The organism is Streptomyces sp. NPDC102258 (genome assembly GCF_055584685.1).
In genome coordinates this window covers 89,451-108,716 of record NZ_JBVJLO010000001.1, presented here as the reverse complement: position 1 = coordinate 108,716, position 19,266 = coordinate 89,451, and the positions used below count along the sequence as shown (strand labels likewise).

Genomic DNA, 19,266 nt, shown 5'->3' with positions numbered 1-19,266 from the left:
GGTTTTCCGTTTCGGCTCTGCCCGCTGGCCATGGTGCCCCGCCAACCGACACGTCCGGCCACCCGCTACGGCTCGCGCTCTTCGGCGAACCGGTTGACGGTCACCGTAGAGCCCTGCTGGAATCACTCTCCGTACACGCAGCAGGGTGGGAAGAGAGATTCATGGCGGCACTGGACAATCTGAAGCTCAGGGACGTACTCGCGGATGTCGCCTCGGGGGCGTTACAACTGCCCGACTTCCAGCGGAACTGGAAGTGGGACGACGACCGGATCAGGGCGATCATCGCGACAGTGACGCTGGACTACCCCCTCGGTGTGGTGATGACACTGCAGACGGGCGGTGCCACTCGGTTCCGTTCCCGTACGCTCACCGGCGCGCGACCCACGGGCGATCCGAAGCCGGACCTCCTGCTGCTGGACGGCCAGCAGCGTCTCACCTCCCTGTTCCAGGCACTGTGGCTGGACGCACCGGTGGAAACGTCGGACTCTCGGGGCAAGCCCATCGAGCGCTGGTACTACGTCGACATCGAGAAGGCCGTCGGTCCTTCCGCCGACCGCGACGAAGCGATCCTGTCCGTCCCAGCGGACAAGGTGCTGCGCACCGACTTCAACCGCACGGTGATCCTGGACCTGCGGACGGAGGAGGCCGAGTGCGCAGCCGGATTCTTCCCGCTGCACCTCGTCTTCGACGCCCAGCGCGTCAACCAGTGGAAGAGGAACTACATCAAGGCGGACGAGGAGCGGAACTGGGACCGGTGGGGCCAGTTCGACGACCTCGTGCTCCAGCAGGTCCGCGCCTTCCAGGTCCCCATGATCCGGCTGGCCGCGACCACCTCCATGGACGCCGTCTGCGCGGTGTTCGAGCGCGTCAACACCGGCGGCGTGCCCTTGAACGTCTTCGAACTTCTCACCGCCACTTACGCCGGCGACCCCGAGTACGTGGAAAGGACCGGCGATTACTACCAGCTTCCCGAGGTATGGCGGGAGATCAAGCACGCGCTGGCGTCGAAGTACCCGGTCTTCGGCCGGCTCGACAGCGGTCTTGAGAATGGCCTGAGCAGCATCGACTTCTTGCAGGCCATCGCGCTGGTACGTACGTGGGAGCGCAAGGGGGCGGGTATCGGCGCCGCGGTGTCCTGCAAGCGGCGCGATCTGCTGGACCTTCCTCTGACCGACTTCGTTCGCCTGGCGCCCGAACTCGCCGAGGCTTTCGCCTGGGTGGGTGATTTCCTGGAGCGGCAGTGCATCGTCCGTTCCAACGACCTTCCGTACAAGACTCAGCTTGTCCCGCTCGCGGCCGTCCGCGCCATTCTCGGCGATGAGACGGAGGAGGTGGGCCAGGACGAGAAGATCGAGCAATGGTACTGGTGCGGGGTTCTGGGTGAGATGTACGGCGGCTCGACCGAGACCCGCTTCACGCGGGACGTCGAGCAGCTCGTCGACTGGATCCGGCGGGAGGAGCGCGCGCCCGACACGGTCGCGGACGCCTACTTCTTCGCCGAGCGGCTCGACGGCCTCACCACCCGCAACAGCGCCGCCTACAAGGGGATCTACGCCCTGCTGATCAAGCAGGGCGCGGTCGACTGGCACTACACGGACGCCCCGCTCAGCCCGGGGCGGCTCGACCAATACAGTGTCGACGTCCGGCAGATTTTCCCCAAGGCCTGGTTCCGCCGGGGCAACAGCCAAGGTCTGCCGACGAATTCCATCGTGAACAAGACCCCACTGTCCTACCGGGCCACGATGGACATGATGGGGGCACCCTCGTCCTACCTCTCCACCCTGATCGCCGCTTGCGACATGCGCCCTGAGTGGTTCGACGATGTGCTGGCCACCCACTTGATCAACCCGGAGGCACTGCGCGAGAGCGATTACAAGCGCTTCTACACCGACCGTTCCCGGCAGTTGCAGGAGCTGGTGCGGTCCGTCATGGGCAAGCCCACCGTGCTCCGCGACCTGTCGGAGGGCGGCCCGCGATGAGTATCAGGCCCAGCGAGCAGGATCTCACGGCGCTCAAGGGAAGCACCGTGCCCGTGCAGGGGATTCTCGACCTGTTCCAGGTCCGGGTCCGGGATCACCGCACGGTGCACCTGATCGCGCAAGCACTGGCGGACTCGGGCCTGACGACGCTGCCGGACTTCGCGGTCTGCGGATTACGCAGTAGCGTCGACGTGGTCCCCATCGCCTCCGTCCCCGCGCAGGCCGCACCGGTCGAAAGCGATGCCGGGGAAGAGACGGATGAGTCCCTCCCCTCGCTTCCCCAGCGTCTGTTGCTGGGTGACATCCCCTCGGCCAGGAGAGGGGTACGCGGCGTCACCCCCGGCAACTCCCTGGCGCACGCCACCTTCCTGATGCGGACCGAGAGTTTCTCCCAGGTGCCGGTGACCACCGGCATGGCGCAGATCCACGGCGTGGTCACCTGGAGTTCCGTGGCCAGGATGTACGAGGCGGGCAAGTCCGCCACGCTGGAGAACGCCATGGACAAGGACTCCCTGCCGGTCGCGGACGCGCGCCAGGAATTGTTCGCGGCACTTCCGGTGCTCAAGGAGCACGGCTACCTGCTCGTGCGCGGCGACGACGGCTGCCTGTCAGGCATCGTCACCGCCGCGGACGTCACGGAGCGCTTTGAGGGGGCGGCGCGGCCCTTCTTCATCGTGGGGGAGATCGAGTCCCTGCTGCGGCGCTGTCTGGGCGCGGCCTTGGACGAGGAGTCCGTCAAAGCCGTCCAGACTCACAAGAAGCCCGAGCACCGCACCGGCCAGGTGTCGGACCTGATGTTCGGCGATTACCTCAAGTTGCTGGACGGCGAACAGACGAAGCAGGCGCTGGCCGATCGGGCCGATCTCAACTGGGACGCCCTGAAGTGGCGGAACATGCCCAGGGAGCAGTTCATCGGCCGCCTGAAGCGGGTGAAGGACATCCGCAACCGGATCGCCCACTTCGATGAAAAGCCACTCCCGACCCAGATGATCGAGGAGTTGACCGCCTTCGCCGCGCTACTGCGGGCGTTCGTTTCCTGATCGGAATACTCGCCGACCGAACCCACCGGGTAGGACGACAACGGGCTGCCGACCGAGCGCCGGGTGCAGAACCACTTCGGCGCCCGGTGCGATCCCTCGCTGCCGTACGACCGGGATTCACTCCCCCTACATCCCCGGCAAGCAGCAGACCCCGTGTCCCGCCGCGGAGCGAGGGCCACGGGGTCCGGGCCCGCTACGGGGTCAGGAAGCGTCGTAGTTTGGTCAGGGGCCAGGTGTTGATGACGTCGTCCTTGGTCAGCCAGCCGCGTTGGGCCGTGGCCACGCCGTAGCGCATGTACGGCAGGTGGGTGGTGGAGTGCGCGTCGGAGTTCACCGCGAACTTCACGCCGTACCGCTTCGCGCGCAGGATGTCCTCGTCGCACAGGTCGAGCCGTTCGGGGTGCGCGTTGATCTCCAGAGCGGTGCCCGTCCGCGCGCAGGCCTCGAACACGGCGTCGAAGTCGGCGTCGATGGCGGGGCGTTTGCCGATCCGGCGGGTGGTGGGATGGCCGATGACGGAGACGTGCGGGTTCTCGCATGCGCGGATGAGGCGGCGGGTGAGTTCCTGCCGGCTCTGGTGGAAGTGGGAGTGGACCGACGCCACGCAGAGGTCGAACTCCGCGAGGAACTCGTCGGGCCAGTCCAGGGTTCCGTCCGGGCCGATGTTGAGTTCGGTGCCGTGCAGCAGCCGCATCCTGCCGTGTTTTCCGTCCAGGGCCCGGACCCGTTCGCGCTGGGCGAGCATCTTCTCGGTGGTCATGCGCTGCATGTACAGGTCGGGGGCGTGGTCGGTGATCGCGTAGTACGCGTAGCCGCGGGCGGCAGCGGCGGCGACCATGTCCTCCAGCGGGGCGAGCCCGTCGGTGAGGTCGGTGTGCGTGTGGAGGTCGCCGCGGATGCCCCGCTCCGTGAGCAGGTCGGGGAGTTCGCCGCGCAGCCCGGCCTCGATCTCGCCGCGGTCCTCGCGCAGCGTCGGCGGTATCCAGGGCAGTCCGAGCCTCTCGTAGACCGCCTCCTCCGTCGCCGAGGTGACGCTCTCGCCGCTCTCCGCGTCGAAGAGCCCGTACTCGGAGAGCTTGAGGCCCTGGCGTACGGCGCGCTGCCGATGTGGATGTTGTGGGCTTTGGAGCCGGTGAAGTACAGGAGGCCCGCGCCCCACGAGGCGGGCGGGAGGACCCGGAGGTCCACCTGGAGGCCGGTGGCGGTGCGGATCGAGGTCTTCTTCTCCCCGCGTGCGATGACCTCGGCGGTCTGCGGGAGGGCGGTGAGGGCGTCCATGAACGGGGCCGACCGGCGCGCGGCCACCAGGATGTCGACGTCGCCGATGGTCTCCCTCATCCGGCGCAGGGAGCCCGCGTACGCGCACCGGACGCAGCCGCGTACGCCGGACAGCTCGGTGACGAGCTGCTCCGCGACGTCCATCGCCGCGTTGAGGAGGATCCGGCCCTCGCCGGCCTTCTGGAGTACGGAGATGCCGTGGAGGATGTTCTCCTCGGTGCGTTCGCCGAAGCCCTTCAGGTCGCGCAGCCGTTCCTCGTGGATGGCGTCGAGGAGCTGGTCGGCGGAGGTGATGCCCAGCTCCTCGTACAGGACCATGGCCTTACGGGGCCCCAGCCCCGGAATCGCGATCAGCTCGCGCACTCCGGCCGGTACGGAGGCCCTCGCCTCGTCGACGGCCGGCATGCGGCCGGTCCGCAGGTAGGTGAGGATCTTGTCGGCCAGGGAAGCGCCGACGTGGGGGATCTCGCGCAGGCCCTTCGCGTCGAGTGTGGAGATGTCCTGCGGATGGCCGCCGACGGACCGGGCGGCCTTCTCGTAGGCGCGCGCCTTGAAGGCCTCTCCGCCCCGGATCGCGATGATGTCGGCGTACTCCTGGAGGAGCGCCTCGACCTCCGCGTTGGCTCGGATCATGTCTCCAGGGTGCCCCGACCGGTCCACGGCCGCCTTTCGGACCCCGCCGGCGGCCGGGGGACGTCCGGGAGGGCCGCGACCGTCTGCCCGGCGGATCGTGCGGGCGGCGGACGGTGGGGGTCTGGAGGCCGCCGCCGACGGTGAGGTTCCTGGCCCTGCGGGTGACGATGCTCGCGCCGCCGTACGGGGGTGGATCGGCCGCCGGGCCGGTCGCGCCCGGGACGCGCTTCCCGGCGGCGCGGACGCGAGGCCCGGCTCCGGGCATACCGGGCGGCGACCCGTCCGCGTGGATGCTAGGGCGGTCTACCGTACGGACTGCGTGGGAGGCCGTGACGACGGCGTCGGCCGTCTGAGGGCGGGGCGCCGCCCGTGCCGGAGGGGCCGGACCGGGCCCCGGACCGCGTGCCCGCGTACGGCTACAACCCCCTTACACAGCAAGGAAATTGGGCGTGCGAACGCGGCACGATAGCAGTCTTTCGAGGTCTTGCCCGGATGTTTATCCGATGGTGATGGGCCTTCCTCGGCGGCACCACAACGGGCACTAGCGTCCCGTGGCACCCCAGGAGAGCGGGTGCGCACCGTGTGGAACATGCGGGCGGCGGCCGATCCGGCCCCGCGTCTCCTGTCGGACCACGGAGCGAGGAGGCACTGTGCTGTCATTCCGGCGGCGATCCGTCAACGGCGTGTCGGTGGCGACGAAATACACCATCGGAAGCGGGCTGGTCATCGGCGCCCTGGCCGTCACGCTGATCGTGCTGCTGATCCCCGTGGCCAAGTACGGTGACCGGGCCTCGGCCGCCACGACGGGGACGGCGGCCCTGCCCGCGGGGGTCGAGGACGACGGCGGCGGGATCATGAGCACCGCGTACGGGCCGCTGACCCCCGTCGACCGGGACTTCGTCCGCAAGGTGCGGCTCGCCGGGCTCTGGGAGCTGCCCGCCGGACGGCAGGCCCAGCAGCGCGGGACGCGGGCCTCGGTGCGCACCGCCGGGGAGCACCTCGTGATGGGCCACACCGATCTGGACCGGCAGGTGCTCCAGGTCGGCCAGGCTCTCGGCGTCGACCTGCCCGACCGCCCCACCGCCCAGCAGCAGGGCTGGCTCGATCAGATGACGGCCGCCCAGGGCACCGAGTACGAGCGGCTCTTCGTCCAGCTGCTGCGCCGGGCGCACGGCAAGGTGTTCCAGCTGGTGGCCCAGGTACGGGCGCAGACCCGGAACTCCATGGTGCGGGCCCTGGCCACCTCGGCCAACACCACCGTCCTGGACCACATCGCGGTGCTGGAGGAGAGCGGCCTGGTCGACTTCGACTCCCTCGACGTGAGCCCGGCCCCCTCTTCCCCCGCCGCCCCCGTCTCCCCTTCCTCCCCGGTCCACCAGGGGGTTTCACCCCCCTCCCCCGTCCGATCGACGAAGTGAAGTGATCGCATGAGTAAAAAGGGCCATAGGCGCCCCCGGTTGAAACTCCTGGCGGCGGTGTCCGCGCTGGTGCTGGGCGGTGGCGGGGTCGCCGTCGTCGCCGGCAACGCGAACGCCGGGCAGGACGGCGGCCGTTCGGGCGAGGCGACCGCCACCATCGACTGCCCCGACGTGGGCGACCGGCTCCGGGACGTCCCCGACCAGGCCCGGGGCGAGGTCGACGAGAACCTCGCCCAGCTGGACGTCCAGGTGGCCGACGCCTACCGGCAGCTCGCCGCGGGGCAGGTGCGCAAGCAGGAGGTGCCCAAGGACGCGCTCCTGGGCAAGCTCCGGGACCAGCGTTCCGCGACCATCAACCGGATGTCCGACGCGATCGGCCGCGACGCGGGACGCCCCGAGGGGCTGGACGCGCTGAGCGGGTGCGCCATGAAGGAGGCGCCCGCCGAGGCCGACCCCGGGACCGACGCGGCCGCCGACGCCGCGATCGCCGCCGCCCCCGCCGGGGACCTGAACGCGGCTCGCGGCATCGGGCAGAAGCGGGGCCCGGCGCAGAGCGACTTCGTCGCGGTCGACAAGGTGCGGCCGAACGTGAAGACCCCCGGCGCCGGGCGCGCCGCCTCCACGGGCTCGTTCTCCTCGCAGTGCGGCCGTAACGAGAACGGCCACTTCAACCCGGACAACGTCATCGTCGCGCCGGGCGTCTCCAACGGCGCCCACCACATGCACGACTACGTGGGCAACAAGTCCACCGACGCCTTCTCCTCCAACAACAGCCTCGCCGCCTCCGGAACCACCTGCGGCAACGGCGACCAGTCCGCCTACTACTGGCCCGTGCTGCGGCTGCGCGACGGCAAGGCCGAGCGCGACGCCCGGGCCCCGGGCGGGGGGCAGGACGCCAACGTGGGCACGATCCTGCGGCCCAAGCAGGTCACGATCGACTTCAAGGGCAGCCCGGCGGGGAAGGTCAGGGCGATGCCGCGCTTCCTGCGGATCATCACCGGTGACGCCAAGGCCTTCACCAACGGCACCGCCAACGCCAACGCCTCCTGGAGCTGCACCGGCTTCGAGGACCGCCAGCTCAAGGACAAGTACCCGGTGTGTCCGAAGGGCAGCGACGTGGTGCGCACCTTCAGCTTCCAGAGCTGCTGGGACGGACGCAACACCGACAGCGCCAACCACCGTACGCACGTGGCCTTCCAGGACGGCAACGGCCGCTGCCCGAAGGGCTTCTCCGCGATCCCGCAGCTGGTCCAGCGGATCGTGTACGGGGTCGCCCCCGGCGCCCGCTTCGCCGTGGACAGCTTCCCCGAGCAGCTCCACAAGCCGGTGACCGACCACGGGGACTTCATCAACGTCATGCCGAACGGCCTGATGGCCCAGGCGGTGGACTGCATCAACAGCGGGCGCGTCTGCCGCTGATCCCGCAGCGCAGCGGAGCGCCGGCCCGGGGGCCCTCCCCGGGCCGGCGCCGTTCACCCCGCCCGGCCGGGTGCCGGGGCGCCGAGGACGAGGAGTGAGGAGTGCCATGTCCGGCTCTCGTACCACCGCGGACGGTCCGCTACCCCTGGACGCGCCACCCTCCGACGGACAACTCACCTCGCTGCTACGGGATACGGGCGCGGGAGCGGAGGCGGCCGCGGTGTGCGAGCTGCTCTACCGGCGCCACCGGCGCGCCGCCCTCGCGTACGCGCGCACCTGCTGCCGCACCCCGCAGGACGCCGAGGACCTGGTCTCGGAGGCGTTCGTACGGACCTTCCAGGCCGTCCGCTCCGGCACCGGACCCCGCGGGCCCTGGCGCCCGTACCTGCTGGCCGTGGTCCGGAACACGGCGATCCAGTGGCGGGAGGGGGCCGGGCGGACGCTGCCGACGGCCGACTTCGACTCCTGGCCCCAGCCGGTGCCCGTCGGCGGCGACCCGCAGCGCGAGGTGCTGGCGGAGGAGGACCGGCGGCTGGTGGCACGTTCCTTCCGCGCGCTGCCCGCCCGCTGGCAGGCCGTCTTGTGGCACACGCTGGTGGAGGAGGAGTCCCCGCGCCGGACCGCCGCGCTGCTCGGGATCACCCCGAGCGCGGTGACCTCGCTGGCCTTCCGGGCCCGCGAGGGGCTGCGCGAGGCCTACCTCGGCGCCCACCTGGACCCGGCGGCGGGCGGGCGGTGCGGGCATTACGGCAGCATGCTGGGCTCGGCGGTCCGGCGGGGCGCCACCCGGCGGCCGCGAGGACTCGTCCGGCACCTCGCCCGGTGCGGGTCCTGTGCCGGGGCGTACGCGGAGCTACTGGACCTCAACACCGCGCTGCGGGCGGCGCCGGCGCCGGCGGGTGCCGTACCGGCGTAGGCCGCCGCCCGCACGGGCGGCGCCCGCCCGGCCGCCCCGTCGTGGGGGAGGCCGGGCGGGCGCGGGCGCGGCCGGGTCACAGGCCGTTGACGCGGGCCATCCGTCCGACGACCAGGGGGGTGAAGCCGGCGGTGACGACGCGTCCCGTACGGCGGCCGGCCCGCGAGTGCTGGCGGCGTACGTGGGCCATCAGGCGGCGGCTGCGCAGGGCCATCTCCAGTTCGAAGCGGGTCCGCGGATCGCGCAGACCGGGCCCGAACAGCTTCTCCAGCTGCCGCATGCGGTAGCGCACGGTCTGCGGATGCACGCTCAGCGCCTTGGCCGCCTCGGGGGCGCCGCCGCCCTCCAGCCAGGCGAGCAGGGTGACCTCCAGTCGTTCGCTCTGCCGCGGGGTGAGGTCGGCGAGGGGGCGCAGCCAGCGGGCGGCCAACGCGTGGGCCAGCGGCTCGTCCTGGAGGAGCAGGAGGGTGGAGAGGTGGTCGTCCACGAAGACGGGGCGGGCGTCCGGTCCGGCGCGGTGCGGGGTCAGCGTGAGCAGGCGCAGGGCCCAGCGCAGCGAGGAGGCGGTGTCGCGGAGGGGGACGGCGTGGCCGACGGCGGCGTACCGGCCGCGCAGCGGCAGTTCGAGGGCGGGCCGGCTGTCGGGTTCGGGTTCGGGGACGGGGAGCAGCAGGCACGGCCGGCCCGCGAACATCCCCGGGAGGGCGTCGTCGAGGACGGCCGCCAGCTGCTGGGTTTCGCCGGGCGTGGCCGGGGCGATGGCCCGTACGGACTCGGGGAGGGGCCAGCCGGCGGCTTCGGCGAGTTCCGTGAGGGAGCTGTGGGAGGTGACGCGGTCGTCGGTGAGCGCCTTGAAGAGGTCCTGGCGGGCCCGGTCCTGCGGGGCCGTCGGCTCCGGCCGCGCGTCGCCGGGGCCGGTCTTCGCAGCGCCGCCACCACCATGGCCGCCGCTGCCGCCGTGGCCGCCACTGCCGCCGTGGCCGCCACTGCCGTGGCCCGGGGCGCGCACCTCGGTGGGGCCGGGGTCGCGGCCGCCCTCGGGCCGGGCGCCATGGGCGGCGGTCGCCGTCCCGTCGTGCCGCTCCTCGACCTCGTCCGGCACGTCGGCGCACGCCGCGTCCGGTTCCGTCTCCTCCCGATAGCCGAGGGCGACGAGAAGGGCGTATTCCACCCTTTGCCGGAGAAGTTCGTCATCGATGGCATCGTTGTCGTCGAGCAGCGCGGAAAATTCGGGAATTCCATGCAGAAGCTCCTCCACTATCTCCCCGGCCAGCGCGGGGAGTTCCCTGCGCAGGACACGGGTCCACTCGCCCCGGGGGCGGGACCAGATGCGGTTCAGAAGTTCGCACATCGTTTCCTCGTTCTTGCGGGGGTGAGGCCTGTCCGGTGGAGGCACCACAGGCCCGTCAAGGTCGTCCGCCTCACCAACAACCTTGTCCGTCACGACAGTTGCAGCATCCGTACGCCCTCCCGGAGGGTTCCGGCCACGTTGCGTCCCGGAGGTTTGCCTTGTTTTTGCCGTCGGGTACGCGTAGACGGCCGAAGACGCGTTGGCCTGTCACGACCTCCACTGGAGGGGAATCTTCCGGGCTTGTTCGACGCACCGGAGACGGGGTGCGAGAAATTATCACGTTTCGATAAATCCTGTGGAGATGCTGCGCAGCTCCACGATGCTGGCGCACTCCGGCCCCCGAGCCCTTCGGCCGACGTGGGAATTCCACAGCGCTGCCGGCCACCACGACCACGACCCCCGGGCGCCGAGCGCCAGGTGGAGTGCTCGGAGCCCAGGCGCACAGGAGAACTGGATGCCCCTGCCCCAGCCTCACATGCCCCGCTCCCACAGAGCCCGACGCAGGAGCCGTCACGCGGCGGCGGCCCCGGCCGCGGGACGGCGGGCCGTCCGGCGGCCTCCGTTCCTGCCCGTCGCCGGACGGGTGCGCCCCGGCGTCGCGGTGAGCGCCGCGCTCGCCGCGCTCGTCTCCCTCGTGGTGACGGCCCGCGCGGGCGCCCTGTCCCATGTGTGGGACTTCCTCGACTTCGGGTCGGGCGTGCTCGCCCTCGTCTCGCTCACCTCCACCGTCCTGTGGGGACTGGTGGCCACCGACCGGGTGCTCCTCGAATCGGGACACCGGCTGCTGGCCCAGGGCGTGCATCGCGCCCTGGCCGTGGCGGGGCTGGGCTTCCTGGCCCTGCACATCTGGGTGAAGGTGGCCGAGGGCCACACCGGCGCGTCCGCCGCGGTGGTGCCGTTCACCGACGCGGACCGGCCCGTGGTCATCGGCCTCGGCACCCTGGCCGGATATCTCCTCGTGACCGTCGCGGTCTCCGGGGCGCTGCGTAGTGTGTTCGCGACGAAGAGCCGCTCCCGGTGGTGGCGCGCGCTGCACGTGGGCGCCTACCCGGCGTGGGGCGCCTCGCTGGTGCACGGCCTCAAGGCGGGCCGCCCGGCCGACGCCTGGGTGACCGCGGCCTACGTGCTCGGGGTGGCCGGCGTCATCGGCGTCCTCGCCCTGCGGGTACGGGCCCGGCGGCGCGAGGCCGCCACCTCTCCCCTGACCGTCCCGCAGGCGGGTCCGGCGGTACGGGGCGGCGCGCGCGGCCGCCCGTACGCCGTCCGGGCCGTGCCCCTCGGGCGGCTGCGGCCCCGCCCCGGGGGCGGCCCGGCCGGCACTCCCCTCCCGGCCACGCCGGCCGGCGTACCGGCGCCGGCCGGCGTACCGGCGCCGCCCGGGCAGCCGCCGTACGCCGCCGCGTACGCGCCCGGACCGGAGGGACGGCGGTGAGCGAACCGACGCGCCCCGGCCTCGGCTGCGTGGGCGCTCCCCGGCTGCTGACCGGACTCGACCGGGCCCCGCGCCTGGACCGCGAGGCCCACCTCGCCGCGCACGGGCCCCTCCCCCGCTACCACCCGGACGCACTGGTCGACTTGGCCGCCGACATCGACCTGCGGGGCCGCGGCGGCGCGGGCTTCCCCTTCGCCCGCAAGCTGCGCGCGGTCAACCAGTCGGCCCGCGGACGCGACGGGCAGACCGCCGTCGTGGTCAACGGCAGCGAGGGCGAGCCCAGTTGCCTCAAGGACAAGGCGCTGCTGCTGCACGCCCCGCACCTGGTGCTCGACGGGGCCCTGCTGGCCGCCGCCGCGGTCGGCGCCGAGGACGTGGTGGTCGCCGTCACCCGGCCGGACGTGGAGCGTTCGGTGCGCGACGCCGTCGCCGAACGCGGGCCGGGCGGACGCCAGGTACGGGTGGCGCTGCTCCCGGAGCGGTTCGTGACCGGCGAGGGCACCTCGATGATCAACGGCCTGAACGGGGGGCCCGCGCTGCCGTCGGGGCAGCGCGTGCGCACCAGCGAGCGCGGTCTGGGCGGGGTGCCCACCCTGCTGTCGAACACCGAGACGTTCGCGCAGCTCGGCGTCGCGGCCCGGCTCGGCGCCGCCGGGTACCGGTCGGTCGGCCTGCCCTCCGAGCCGGGCACCGTCCTGCTGACGGTGGCCGGCTCGACGGTGGTGGAGACCCCGACCGGTACCTCGCTGGCGTACGTCCTGGAGCTGTGCGGCACCCGTCCCGGGCAGGGCGTGCTCGTCGGGGGCTACCACGGGCGCTGGCTGGACCCCGGCTCCGCGCTCGGCGCCGAGGTGTCCCGGCAGTCCCTGGCCTCCTTCGGGGCGGTCCTGGGCGCGGGGGCGGTGCTGCCGCTGCCCGAGGACACCTGCCCGGCGGGCGAGGTGGCCCGGGTGACGCGCTGGATGGCGAAGGAGTCGGCGGGCCAGTGCGGCCCGTGCGTACGAGGACTGCCCGCGCTGGCCGACGTACTGGAGGAGGTGGTCGGGGGCGGGGGCCTGGCGGCGCTCGACGCCGTGGAGGCGCGCATGCGCGGGGTGCTCAAGCGCGGCGCGTGCAGCCACCCCGACGGCACCTCGGCCTTCGTGGCCTCGGCGCTCACCGCCTTCCCCGACGAGTTCCGCGACCACGCGCTGGGCAGCGGGTGCGGGCGCCGGGTACTGGGGGCGCTGCCGCTGCCCGAGGACGAGAGTCCCGAACGGCTGGTCGTGGACTGGACGCTGTGCAAGGGGCACGGGCTGTGCGTGGACATCCTCCCGGACGTCGTACGGCTCGACGTGGACGGCTACCCGGCGCAGGCGTCCATGCCGGTCCCGGGGCGGCTGCGGCCCAAGGCGCTGCGCGCCGTCCGGCGCTGCCCGGCGCTGGCGCTGCGGATCCAGGAGTGACGGACATGGCGGGCGCGTCGGGCGCTACGGGCGCTACGGAAAGGAGCCGCGCACGGCCGCGGATTGCCCCCGAGTTCAATGTTGGCGCGATCTGACAAATTCCCGGGGATACGCACTGGGATGGCCGCGCACCCCGTATCAATTGTGCAGGCAATGAGAACGCGGAACCGAAGCTGAAGGAGAGACCGTGAAGAGGATGCGCCGTGAGGTATTCGCCGGTTCGGCGGTCGCGGTACTGCTGCTGACGGCCGGGTGCGGGCTCTCGGAAAAGCCCTCCGCGAAGGGGAATTCCGTACAGCCGGTCAGCGACAGCAAACAGCTCGACGGGTACGGATCGGGTTCGCTCCCGGGGTACGGCAGCGATAGCGGGGCCGCACCGGCCGGCGGGGCCGAGGCGGCCGCGAAGAGCGGGCCGGCCGGTGAGCTGAAGGTGCGGGAGGTCCCGGCCCTGGGCTCGGCGGTCACCGACGGCGAGGGCTTCACGCTCTACCGGTTCGACAAGGACACCGCCAAGCCGCCCAAGTCCGCCTGCGAGGGCGACTGCGCCGCCGTCTGGCCGGCCGTCCCGGCCGCCGACGCCAGCGCCGGGGCGGGCGTGGACGCGGCCGTGCTCGGCTCGGTCATGCGGTCCGACGGCACCATGCAGCTGACGATCGGCGGCTGGCCGGTGTACCGCTACGCGAAGGACGCCAAGGCGGCCGACACCCTCGGCGAGGGCGTCGGCGGCACCTGGCACGCGGTGGGGCCGGCCGGGAAGCCCGCCGCCGCGTCCCAGGGGACGGGGGCGGCCCCCGAGAAGCCGGCGGCCGGACAGGACCAGCAGGCGGGGCGACAGGCGCAGCCGCAGGCGTCCCTGTCGGTGGGGCAGAACGCCCGGCTCGGGGCGATCGTCGCCGACGCGCAGGGCCGCACGCTCTACCGCTTCGACAAGGACAGCGCCTGGCCGATGAAGTTCGGCTGCCTCGACGCCTGCCTCGACACCTGGAAACCGGCTGCCGCGGTGGACAAGTCGAAGGTGTCCGGAATTGCCGCCGCATTGGTCGGATCGGTGAAGCGGCCGGACGGTTCGGAGCAATTGACGATCGACTGCTGGCCGGTTTACACCTTCACCGGCGACAAGGAACCGGGCGATATCAACGGCCACAACAAAATGGGCCTCTGGTTCGCCGTGACCGACAAGGGAAAGAAGGCGAAGGCCACCGGCTGAAAAACCCCACCGTCCCCCCACCCCCGATCCCGTGGTGCCCGGCCCCCCTCCCCGCCGGGCACCACGGCCCCTTTTCCCGGTCCGTCAGCGTCAGCGTCAGCGTCAGCGAGGTAGTGCCATGCCGTCCACCGACCGTCCGACGTGCCGAATCCTCGTGGCCGTCGCCGTGATGTGCGGCTCGCTGCTGTGCGGCGGCTGCGCCGGAAGCACGCAGGCCCGGCATGCCCCGGCGGCCGCCGCGGCCCCGGCCGCGCCGCCCGGCACCACCGTCGAGCAGATCGCGGGCGCGCTGGGATGCACCGCAGAGGTGAGCGTCGAGGCGGACGAGCTGCGCCAGGGCGCCTGCGAGACCGCGCAGGGCGCCTACCGCCTGACCACCTTCGCGGCGGAGAAGGGGCTGCACTCCTGGCTGGACGAGACCCGTACGTACGGCGGCGTCTACCTGGTCGGCGACCGCTGGGTGGTCACCGGACCGTCGGCGGACGCCCTGACGGCACTGCACGAGCGCCTCGGCGGCACGGTCGAGACGGGCACCGACCACACGGGCCACTCCGCCACGGCTCCCTCGACGGCCCCGATGCCGGGGATGGACGGCATGGGAGCCATGAACGGCATGGACGGACACGGCCAGGGGCACTGACCCAACGGAGTGGAACGGCGGCCAAGAGGCGCGGCGCGTCGGCCAGTTGTCCGGAATTGCGCTCGTTCGTGAGGTGCACGAGGAACCGTGAGAGCCGCCCTGAGGGATGATTCGCCCGGCCGCCGCTTCCTCCAGGGTGAGCAGGGAACCACCCCTCTCCCCGAAAGGAACGGCCCTTCGTGCGCACGCATCCGCGCCTACCGCGCTCAGCGTCCCTGCTCGCCGCCACCGGTCTCCTCGCGACCGCCCTCCCGCTGCTGTCCGCGACGCAGGCCGCGGCCGACCCGGCCGCCGGTCCGGTGTCCGACTACCAGCCCCCGAAGCCCTCCTGGCACCGGTGCGACGCCGGGCAGCCGGCCGCGTACGAGTGCGCCACCATCAAGGTGCCGCTCGACTACCGGCGGCCCGAGGGGCGCCGGATCGACCTCGCGATATCCCGGATCAAGAGCCGCGACCCCGGCCGGCGGCACGGGGTGATGCTGCTGAACCCGGGCGGCCCGGGCGGCTCGGGCCTCGACCTGCCGCTGATGATGGACGCCTCGATGCCGCAGGCGGTCAAGGACCGGTACGACCTGATCGGCTTCGACCCGCGCGGGGTGGGCCGCAGCAACCCGGTCACCTGCGGGCTCACCGACGCCGAACAGAACTTCAACCGCGCGTACCGGCCCGAGACCTACGCCGCCGACGTGGCCTGGGCGCGCACGGTCGCCGACAAGTGCCGCGAGAAGGCCGACGACGTCCTGCCGTTCCTCACCACCCGCAACACCGCCCGGGACATGGACGCCGTCCGCGCGGCCCTGGGCGAGCGAAAGATCTCGTACGTCGGCTACTCGTACGGGACCTACCTCGGCGCGGCGTACACGCAGATGTTCCCGCGGCGTGCCGACCGCTTCGTTCTCGACAGCGGGGTCGACCCCGAGCGCGTCTGGCGCGGCATGCTCCAGGTGTGGGCGACCGAGGCCGAGCCGGCGTACGCGCGCTGGACGCGGTGGACGGCGGAACGCGACGGCGAGTACCACCTCGGCGCCACCCCGCAGGCCGTGTCCCGGACGTTCTGGGACCTGGTGGCGCGGGCGGACCGCGATCCGATCGTGCTCGACGGCCAGAAGCTGACCGGGGACGACATCCGCGCGGCGCGGGGGGTGTTCTTCTACCCGGCGACGGCGGCCCCGCTCGTCAGCGCGCTGAAGGCGGCGGCCGAGGGGAAGCCGCAGCCGGCCGGCCCCGCCGCGGCGGAGCTGTTGGGGGCGCTGCGCACGGGTCAGCCGGCGGGGGCCGGGCGGGCCGAGCCGTCGCCCGGGACCGGTGAGCGGGCAGCGGAGACGGCGCCGGACAACGCGACGGCCGTCTTCTGGTCCGTGGTGTGCGGGGACACCGACGCCTGGCCGCGTGACCCCGAGCGCTACCGGCGCGACGCGGCGAAGGACAGGCAGCGCTATCCGCTGTACGGGGACATGGCCTCCACCATCAAGCCGTGCGCCTTCTGGCAGCGCCCGGTCGAGGGGGCGACGCCGATGCGCAGCCGGGTGAACGTGCTGACCGTGCAGAACGAGTGGGACTCGCAGACGCCGCTGGTCAGCGGCCAGGGGCTGCACCGTTCCCTGGCGGGCTCGCGGATGGTGCTGGCGCTGGGCGGCGAGGGACACGGGGTGTACCTGGCCGATCCGGCGTCCTGCGCCAACGCTCCGGTCAACGCGTACCTGGAGTCGGGCAGGCTGCCCGCGGCGGACGTGACCTGCCGGACCGCGCCGGGCGCCGCCGAACGCGGTACGGGTCCCCAGCACCCGCTGCCGCTGCCGTCGCCGCAGCGCTTCTGACGCGCGGCGGGGCTGGTTCGGCCGGCCCCGCCGCCGGTTGAGGCGGGGTCGGGGGCGGGGGACCCCGGGTCAGCCCAGGAGGGCGTAGACCGTGGAGGCCTTGGCGGCCGGGGCGTCGGCGCCCTCCGGGGTCAGGGTGATGTCGGCGAACGCCATCCGTTTGCCGAGCTTGGTGACGCGCACGTCGACCAGTACGTCGGCCCCCACCACCGCCCGCTGGAAGCTCGTCGACTGCTGGACGGTGGTCATCGGCCCGTACCCGCCGCGCGCGGCGCTGATCGCGATCACGGTGGCGGTGTCGGCGGCGGCCATCATCGCCTGCCCGCTGAGCCCGCCGCCGTCCCGGGCCAGCGCGTCGGACCACGGCAGCCGCAGCACGGCGTGCCGTTCGCCCGTCTCCTCGACCGTGAGGCCGAGCGCGAGCACCCAGGGGGCGAAGTTGTCGCGGAGGATCGTCTCGGCGTCGGCCGGTGTCAGTGTCACCCCCGGATTGTGGCGGCCCGCCCGGGGCCGCCACAACACCCCCGTCAGAAGCTCGCGGCGAGCTCCGTGCCCTGCCGGATCGCCCGCTTCGCGTCGAGCTCGGCGGCCACGTCCGCGCCGCCGATCAGGTGTGCCTCGACCCCGGCGGCGCGCAGCGCCTCGTACAGGTCGCGGCGCGGTTCCTGTCCGGTGCACAGGACGACGGTGTCGGCGGGGACGAGGCGGGTCTCGCCGTCGACGGTGATGTGCAGGCCCTCGTCGTCGATCCGGTCGTACGCCGCCCCGGCGACGGAGACGACGCCGCGGTGCTTGAGCTCCGCGCGGTGGATCCAGCCGGTGGTGGTGCCGAGGCCGGCGCCGACCTTGGTGGCCTTGCGCTGGAGCAGGTGCACCTGGCGCGGGGGCGCGGGCCGCTCGGGGGCGGTGAGCCCGCCGGGGCCGGTGTACGCGGTGTCGACGCCCCAGTGGCGGAAGTAGACGGCGGGGTCCTGGGAGGCGCCCTCGCCGCTGTCGGTGAGGAACTCGGCGACGTCGAAGCCGATGCCGCCCGCGCCGACGACGGCGACGCGCTCGCCGACGGGGGCGCCGTCGCGCAGCACGTCGAGGTAGCTGACGACGTTGTCCCGCTCCACGCCCTCGATGGCCGGGGTGCGCGGGGTGACGCCGGTGGCGACGACGACCTCGTCGTAGCCGGTCAGCGCCTCGACGTCGGCCGGGGTGTTGAGGCGGACGTCGACGCCGGTCGCCTCCAGCTGCGTGCCGAAGTAGCGGATGGTCTCCTCGAACTCCTCCTTGCCGGGGATGCGCCGGGCGATGTCGAGCTGGCCGCCGATGTGGCCGGCGGTTTCGAAGAGGGTGACGGCGTGGCCGCGGCCGGCGGCGGAGACGGCGCAGGCGAGTCCGGCCGGACCGGCGCCGACGACGGCGACGCGCTTCTTCGTCCGCGTGGGCGAGAGCACGAGTTCGGTCTCGTGGCAGGCGCGCGGGTTGACCAGGCAGCTGGTGATCTTGCCGCTGAAGGTGTGGTCGAGGCACGCCTGGTTGCAGCCGATGCAGGTGTTGATGGTCTCGGAGCGGTCCGCGGCGGCCTTGGCGACGAAGTCGGCGTCGGCGAGGAAGGGGCGGGCCAGCGAGACGAGGTCGGCGCGGCCGTCGGCGAGGATCTCCTCGGCCTTCTCGGGGGTGTTGATGCGGTTGCTGGTGACGAGGGGGACGCTGACGGCGCCCATCAGCCGCTGGGTGACCCAGGTGTAGGCGCCGCGCGGGACGGAGGTGGCGATGGTGGGGATGCGGGCCTCGTGCCAGCCGATGCCGGTGTTGATGATGGTCGCGCCGGCCGCCTCGACCTCCTTGGCGAGGTGGACGACCTCGTCGAGGGTGGAGCCGCCGGGGATCAGGTCCAGCATGGAGAGCCGGTAGATCAGGATGAAGTCGGGGCCGACGGCCGCGCGGGTGCGGCGGACGATCTCCAGCGGGAAGCGGACCCGGTTCTCGTACGCGCCGCCCCAGCGGTCGGTGCGCTTGTTGGTGGCGGCGGCGATGAACTCGTTGATCAGGTAGCCCTCGGAGCCCATGATCTCGACGCCGTCGTAGCCGGCCTGCTGGGCGAGGCGGGCGGCGCGGACGAAGTCCTCGATGGTCCGCTCGACCTCGATGTCGGAGAGTTCGTTCGGCACGAAGGGGCTGATGGGGGCCTGGAGGGCGCTGGGGGCGACCAGGTCCTTGTGGTAGGCGTACCGGCCGAAGTGCAGGATCTGCATGGCGATCCTGCCGCCCTCGGCGTGCACCGCCTCGGTGATCACCCGGTGCTCGGCGGCCTCGTCCTCGGTGGTGAGGCGGGAGCCGCCCTCGAAGGGGCGGCCGGCGTCGTTGGGGGCGATGCCGCCGGTGACGATCAGGCCGGCGCCGCCCCGGGCGCGCTCGGCGTAGAAGGCGGCGAGGCGCTCGAAGCCGCCCTGGTGCTCTTCGAGCCCGGTGTGCATCGAGCCCATGATCACGCGGTTCGGCAGGGTGGTGAACCCGAGGTCCAGGGGGCTCAGCAGGTGCGGGTACGGGCTCATGGGTCGGCGTCTCCTCGCGCGGGGTGGTCCCTCTGTTCTAGCGAGGAAGCCATTCTTTTGCAACTAGGTGCATAATCCGCCGCGAGTGGCTCCGGGGCCCCGGACCAGGCGCCGGAGGGCCGCCCGGTCGGGGCGTGTGGCACAGTTC

Annotated in this window: 13 protein-coding genes and 1 pseudogene; 10 read left to right on the top strand and 4 right to left on the bottom strand. The window is 72.6% G+C overall.

The genetic code is table 11. The features are described 5' to 3' along the window. Window positions 1–161 precede the first annotated feature (161 nt). The gene (locus ACZ6ZT_RS00485; RefSeq protein WP_469714120.1) at window positions 162–1,979 is read left to right on the top strand and encodes a GmrSD restriction endonuclease domain-containing protein; all 1,818 of its coding nucleotides are present in this window, start codon (window positions 162–164) and stop codon (window positions 1,977–1,979) included. Then, entirely contained in the window at window positions 1,976–3,019 is a 1,044-nt protein-coding gene (locus ACZ6ZT_RS00480) for a CBS domain-containing protein (protein ID WP_469714119.1), read from the top strand. The genes ACZ6ZT_RS00485 and ACZ6ZT_RS00480 overlap by 4 nt, the downstream gene beginning before the upstream one ends. Window positions 3,020–3,212: 193 nt before the next feature. Here the strand turns inward: ACZ6ZT_RS00480 and polX are convergent. Continuing rightward, window positions 3,213–4,930: pseudogene (gene polX / locus ACZ6ZT_RS00475) on the bottom strand (DNA polymerase/3'-5' exonuclease PolX). A 650-nt stretch (window positions 4,931–5,580) separates the two neighbouring features. On the opposite strand from polX, the gene ACZ6ZT_RS00470 reads away from it, so the two are divergent. From ACZ6ZT_RS00470 to ACZ6ZT_RS00460, 3 genes are all read left to right on the top strand, one after another. Then, entirely contained in the window at window positions 5,581–6,348 is a 768-nt protein-coding gene (locus tag ACZ6ZT_RS00470; RefSeq protein ID WP_469714117.1) for a DUF4142 domain-containing protein, read from the top strand. 9 nt (window positions 6,349–6,357) lie between these two features. Beyond that, on the top strand, window positions 6,358–7,767 hold the full coding sequence (locus ACZ6ZT_RS00465) for a DUF1996 domain-containing protein (RefSeq protein WP_469714115.1): 1,410 nt from the start codon (window positions 6,358–6,360) through the stop codon (window positions 7,765–7,767). A 106-nt stretch (window positions 7,768–7,873) separates the two neighbouring features. After that, complete coding sequence (locus ACZ6ZT_RS00460) at window positions 7,874–8,683, top strand: RNA polymerase sigma factor (RefSeq protein ID WP_469714113.1); 810 nt, start codon at window positions 7,874–7,876, stop codon at window positions 8,681–8,683. 76 nt (window positions 8,684–8,759) lie between these two features. On the opposite strand, the gene ACZ6ZT_RS00455 is transcribed toward ACZ6ZT_RS00460, so the two are convergent. After that, window positions 8,760–10,034: a PucR family transcriptional regulator gene (locus ACZ6ZT_RS00455; protein WP_469714111.1), complete on the bottom strand. Its 1,275-nt coding sequence runs from the start codon at window positions 10,032–10,034 to the stop codon at window positions 8,760–8,762. A gap of 454 nt (window positions 10,035–10,488) precedes the next feature. Here ACZ6ZT_RS00455 and ACZ6ZT_RS00450 point away from each other — a divergent pair, with 454 nt between their 5' ends. The 5 genes from ACZ6ZT_RS00450 to ACZ6ZT_RS00430 all read left to right on the top strand — a co-directional run bounded on the left by ACZ6ZT_RS00450 (window position 10,489) and on the right by ACZ6ZT_RS00430 (window position 16,575). After that, window positions 10,489–11,466, top strand: a complete 978-nt coding sequence (locus ACZ6ZT_RS00450) for a hypothetical protein (protein ID WP_469714109.1) — start codon at window positions 10,489–10,491, stop codon at window positions 11,464–11,466. After that, window positions 11,463–12,911, top strand: coding sequence for an NADH-ubiquinone oxidoreductase-F iron-sulfur binding region domain-containing protein (locus ACZ6ZT_RS00445; RefSeq protein ID WP_469714108.1), 1,449 nt, complete (start codon window positions 11,463–11,465; stop codon window positions 12,909–12,911). Before ACZ6ZT_RS00450 ends, ACZ6ZT_RS00445 begins: the two co-directional genes overlap by 4 nt. Window positions 12,912–13,107: 196 nt before the next feature. Next, on the top strand, window positions 13,108–14,118 hold the full coding sequence (locus ACZ6ZT_RS00440; protein WP_469714980.1) for an SCO0930 family lipoprotein: 1,011 nt from the start codon (window positions 13,108–13,110) through the stop codon (window positions 14,116–14,118). A 118-nt stretch (window positions 14,119–14,236) separates the two neighbouring features. Then, window positions 14,237–14,758: a hypothetical protein gene (locus ACZ6ZT_RS00435; protein ID WP_469714106.1), complete on the top strand. Its 522-nt coding sequence runs from the start codon at window positions 14,237–14,239 to the stop codon at window positions 14,756–14,758. Between the two features lie 179 nt (window positions 14,759–14,937). Further along, complete coding sequence (locus ACZ6ZT_RS00430; protein WP_469714105.1) at window positions 14,938–16,575, top strand: alpha/beta fold hydrolase; 1,638 nt, start codon at window positions 14,938–14,940, stop codon at window positions 16,573–16,575. Window positions 16,576–16,644: 69 nt separating this feature from the next. Here ACZ6ZT_RS00430 and ACZ6ZT_RS00425 read toward each other — a convergent pair whose 3' ends face one another. Both ACZ6ZT_RS00425 and ACZ6ZT_RS00420 read right to left on the bottom strand, forming a co-directional pair. Next, the gene (locus tag ACZ6ZT_RS00425; protein ID WP_469714104.1) at window positions 16,645–17,058 is read right to left on the bottom strand and encodes a PaaI family thioesterase; all 414 of its coding nucleotides are present in this window, start codon (window positions 17,056–17,058) and stop codon (window positions 16,645–16,647) included. A gap of 44 nt (window positions 17,059–17,102) precedes the next feature. Further along, window positions 17,103–19,118, bottom strand: a complete 2,016-nt coding sequence (locus tag ACZ6ZT_RS00420) for an oxidoreductase (RefSeq protein WP_469714102.1) — start codon at window positions 19,116–19,118, stop codon at window positions 17,103–17,105. Between the last annotated feature and the right edge of the window lie 148 nt (window positions 19,119–19,266).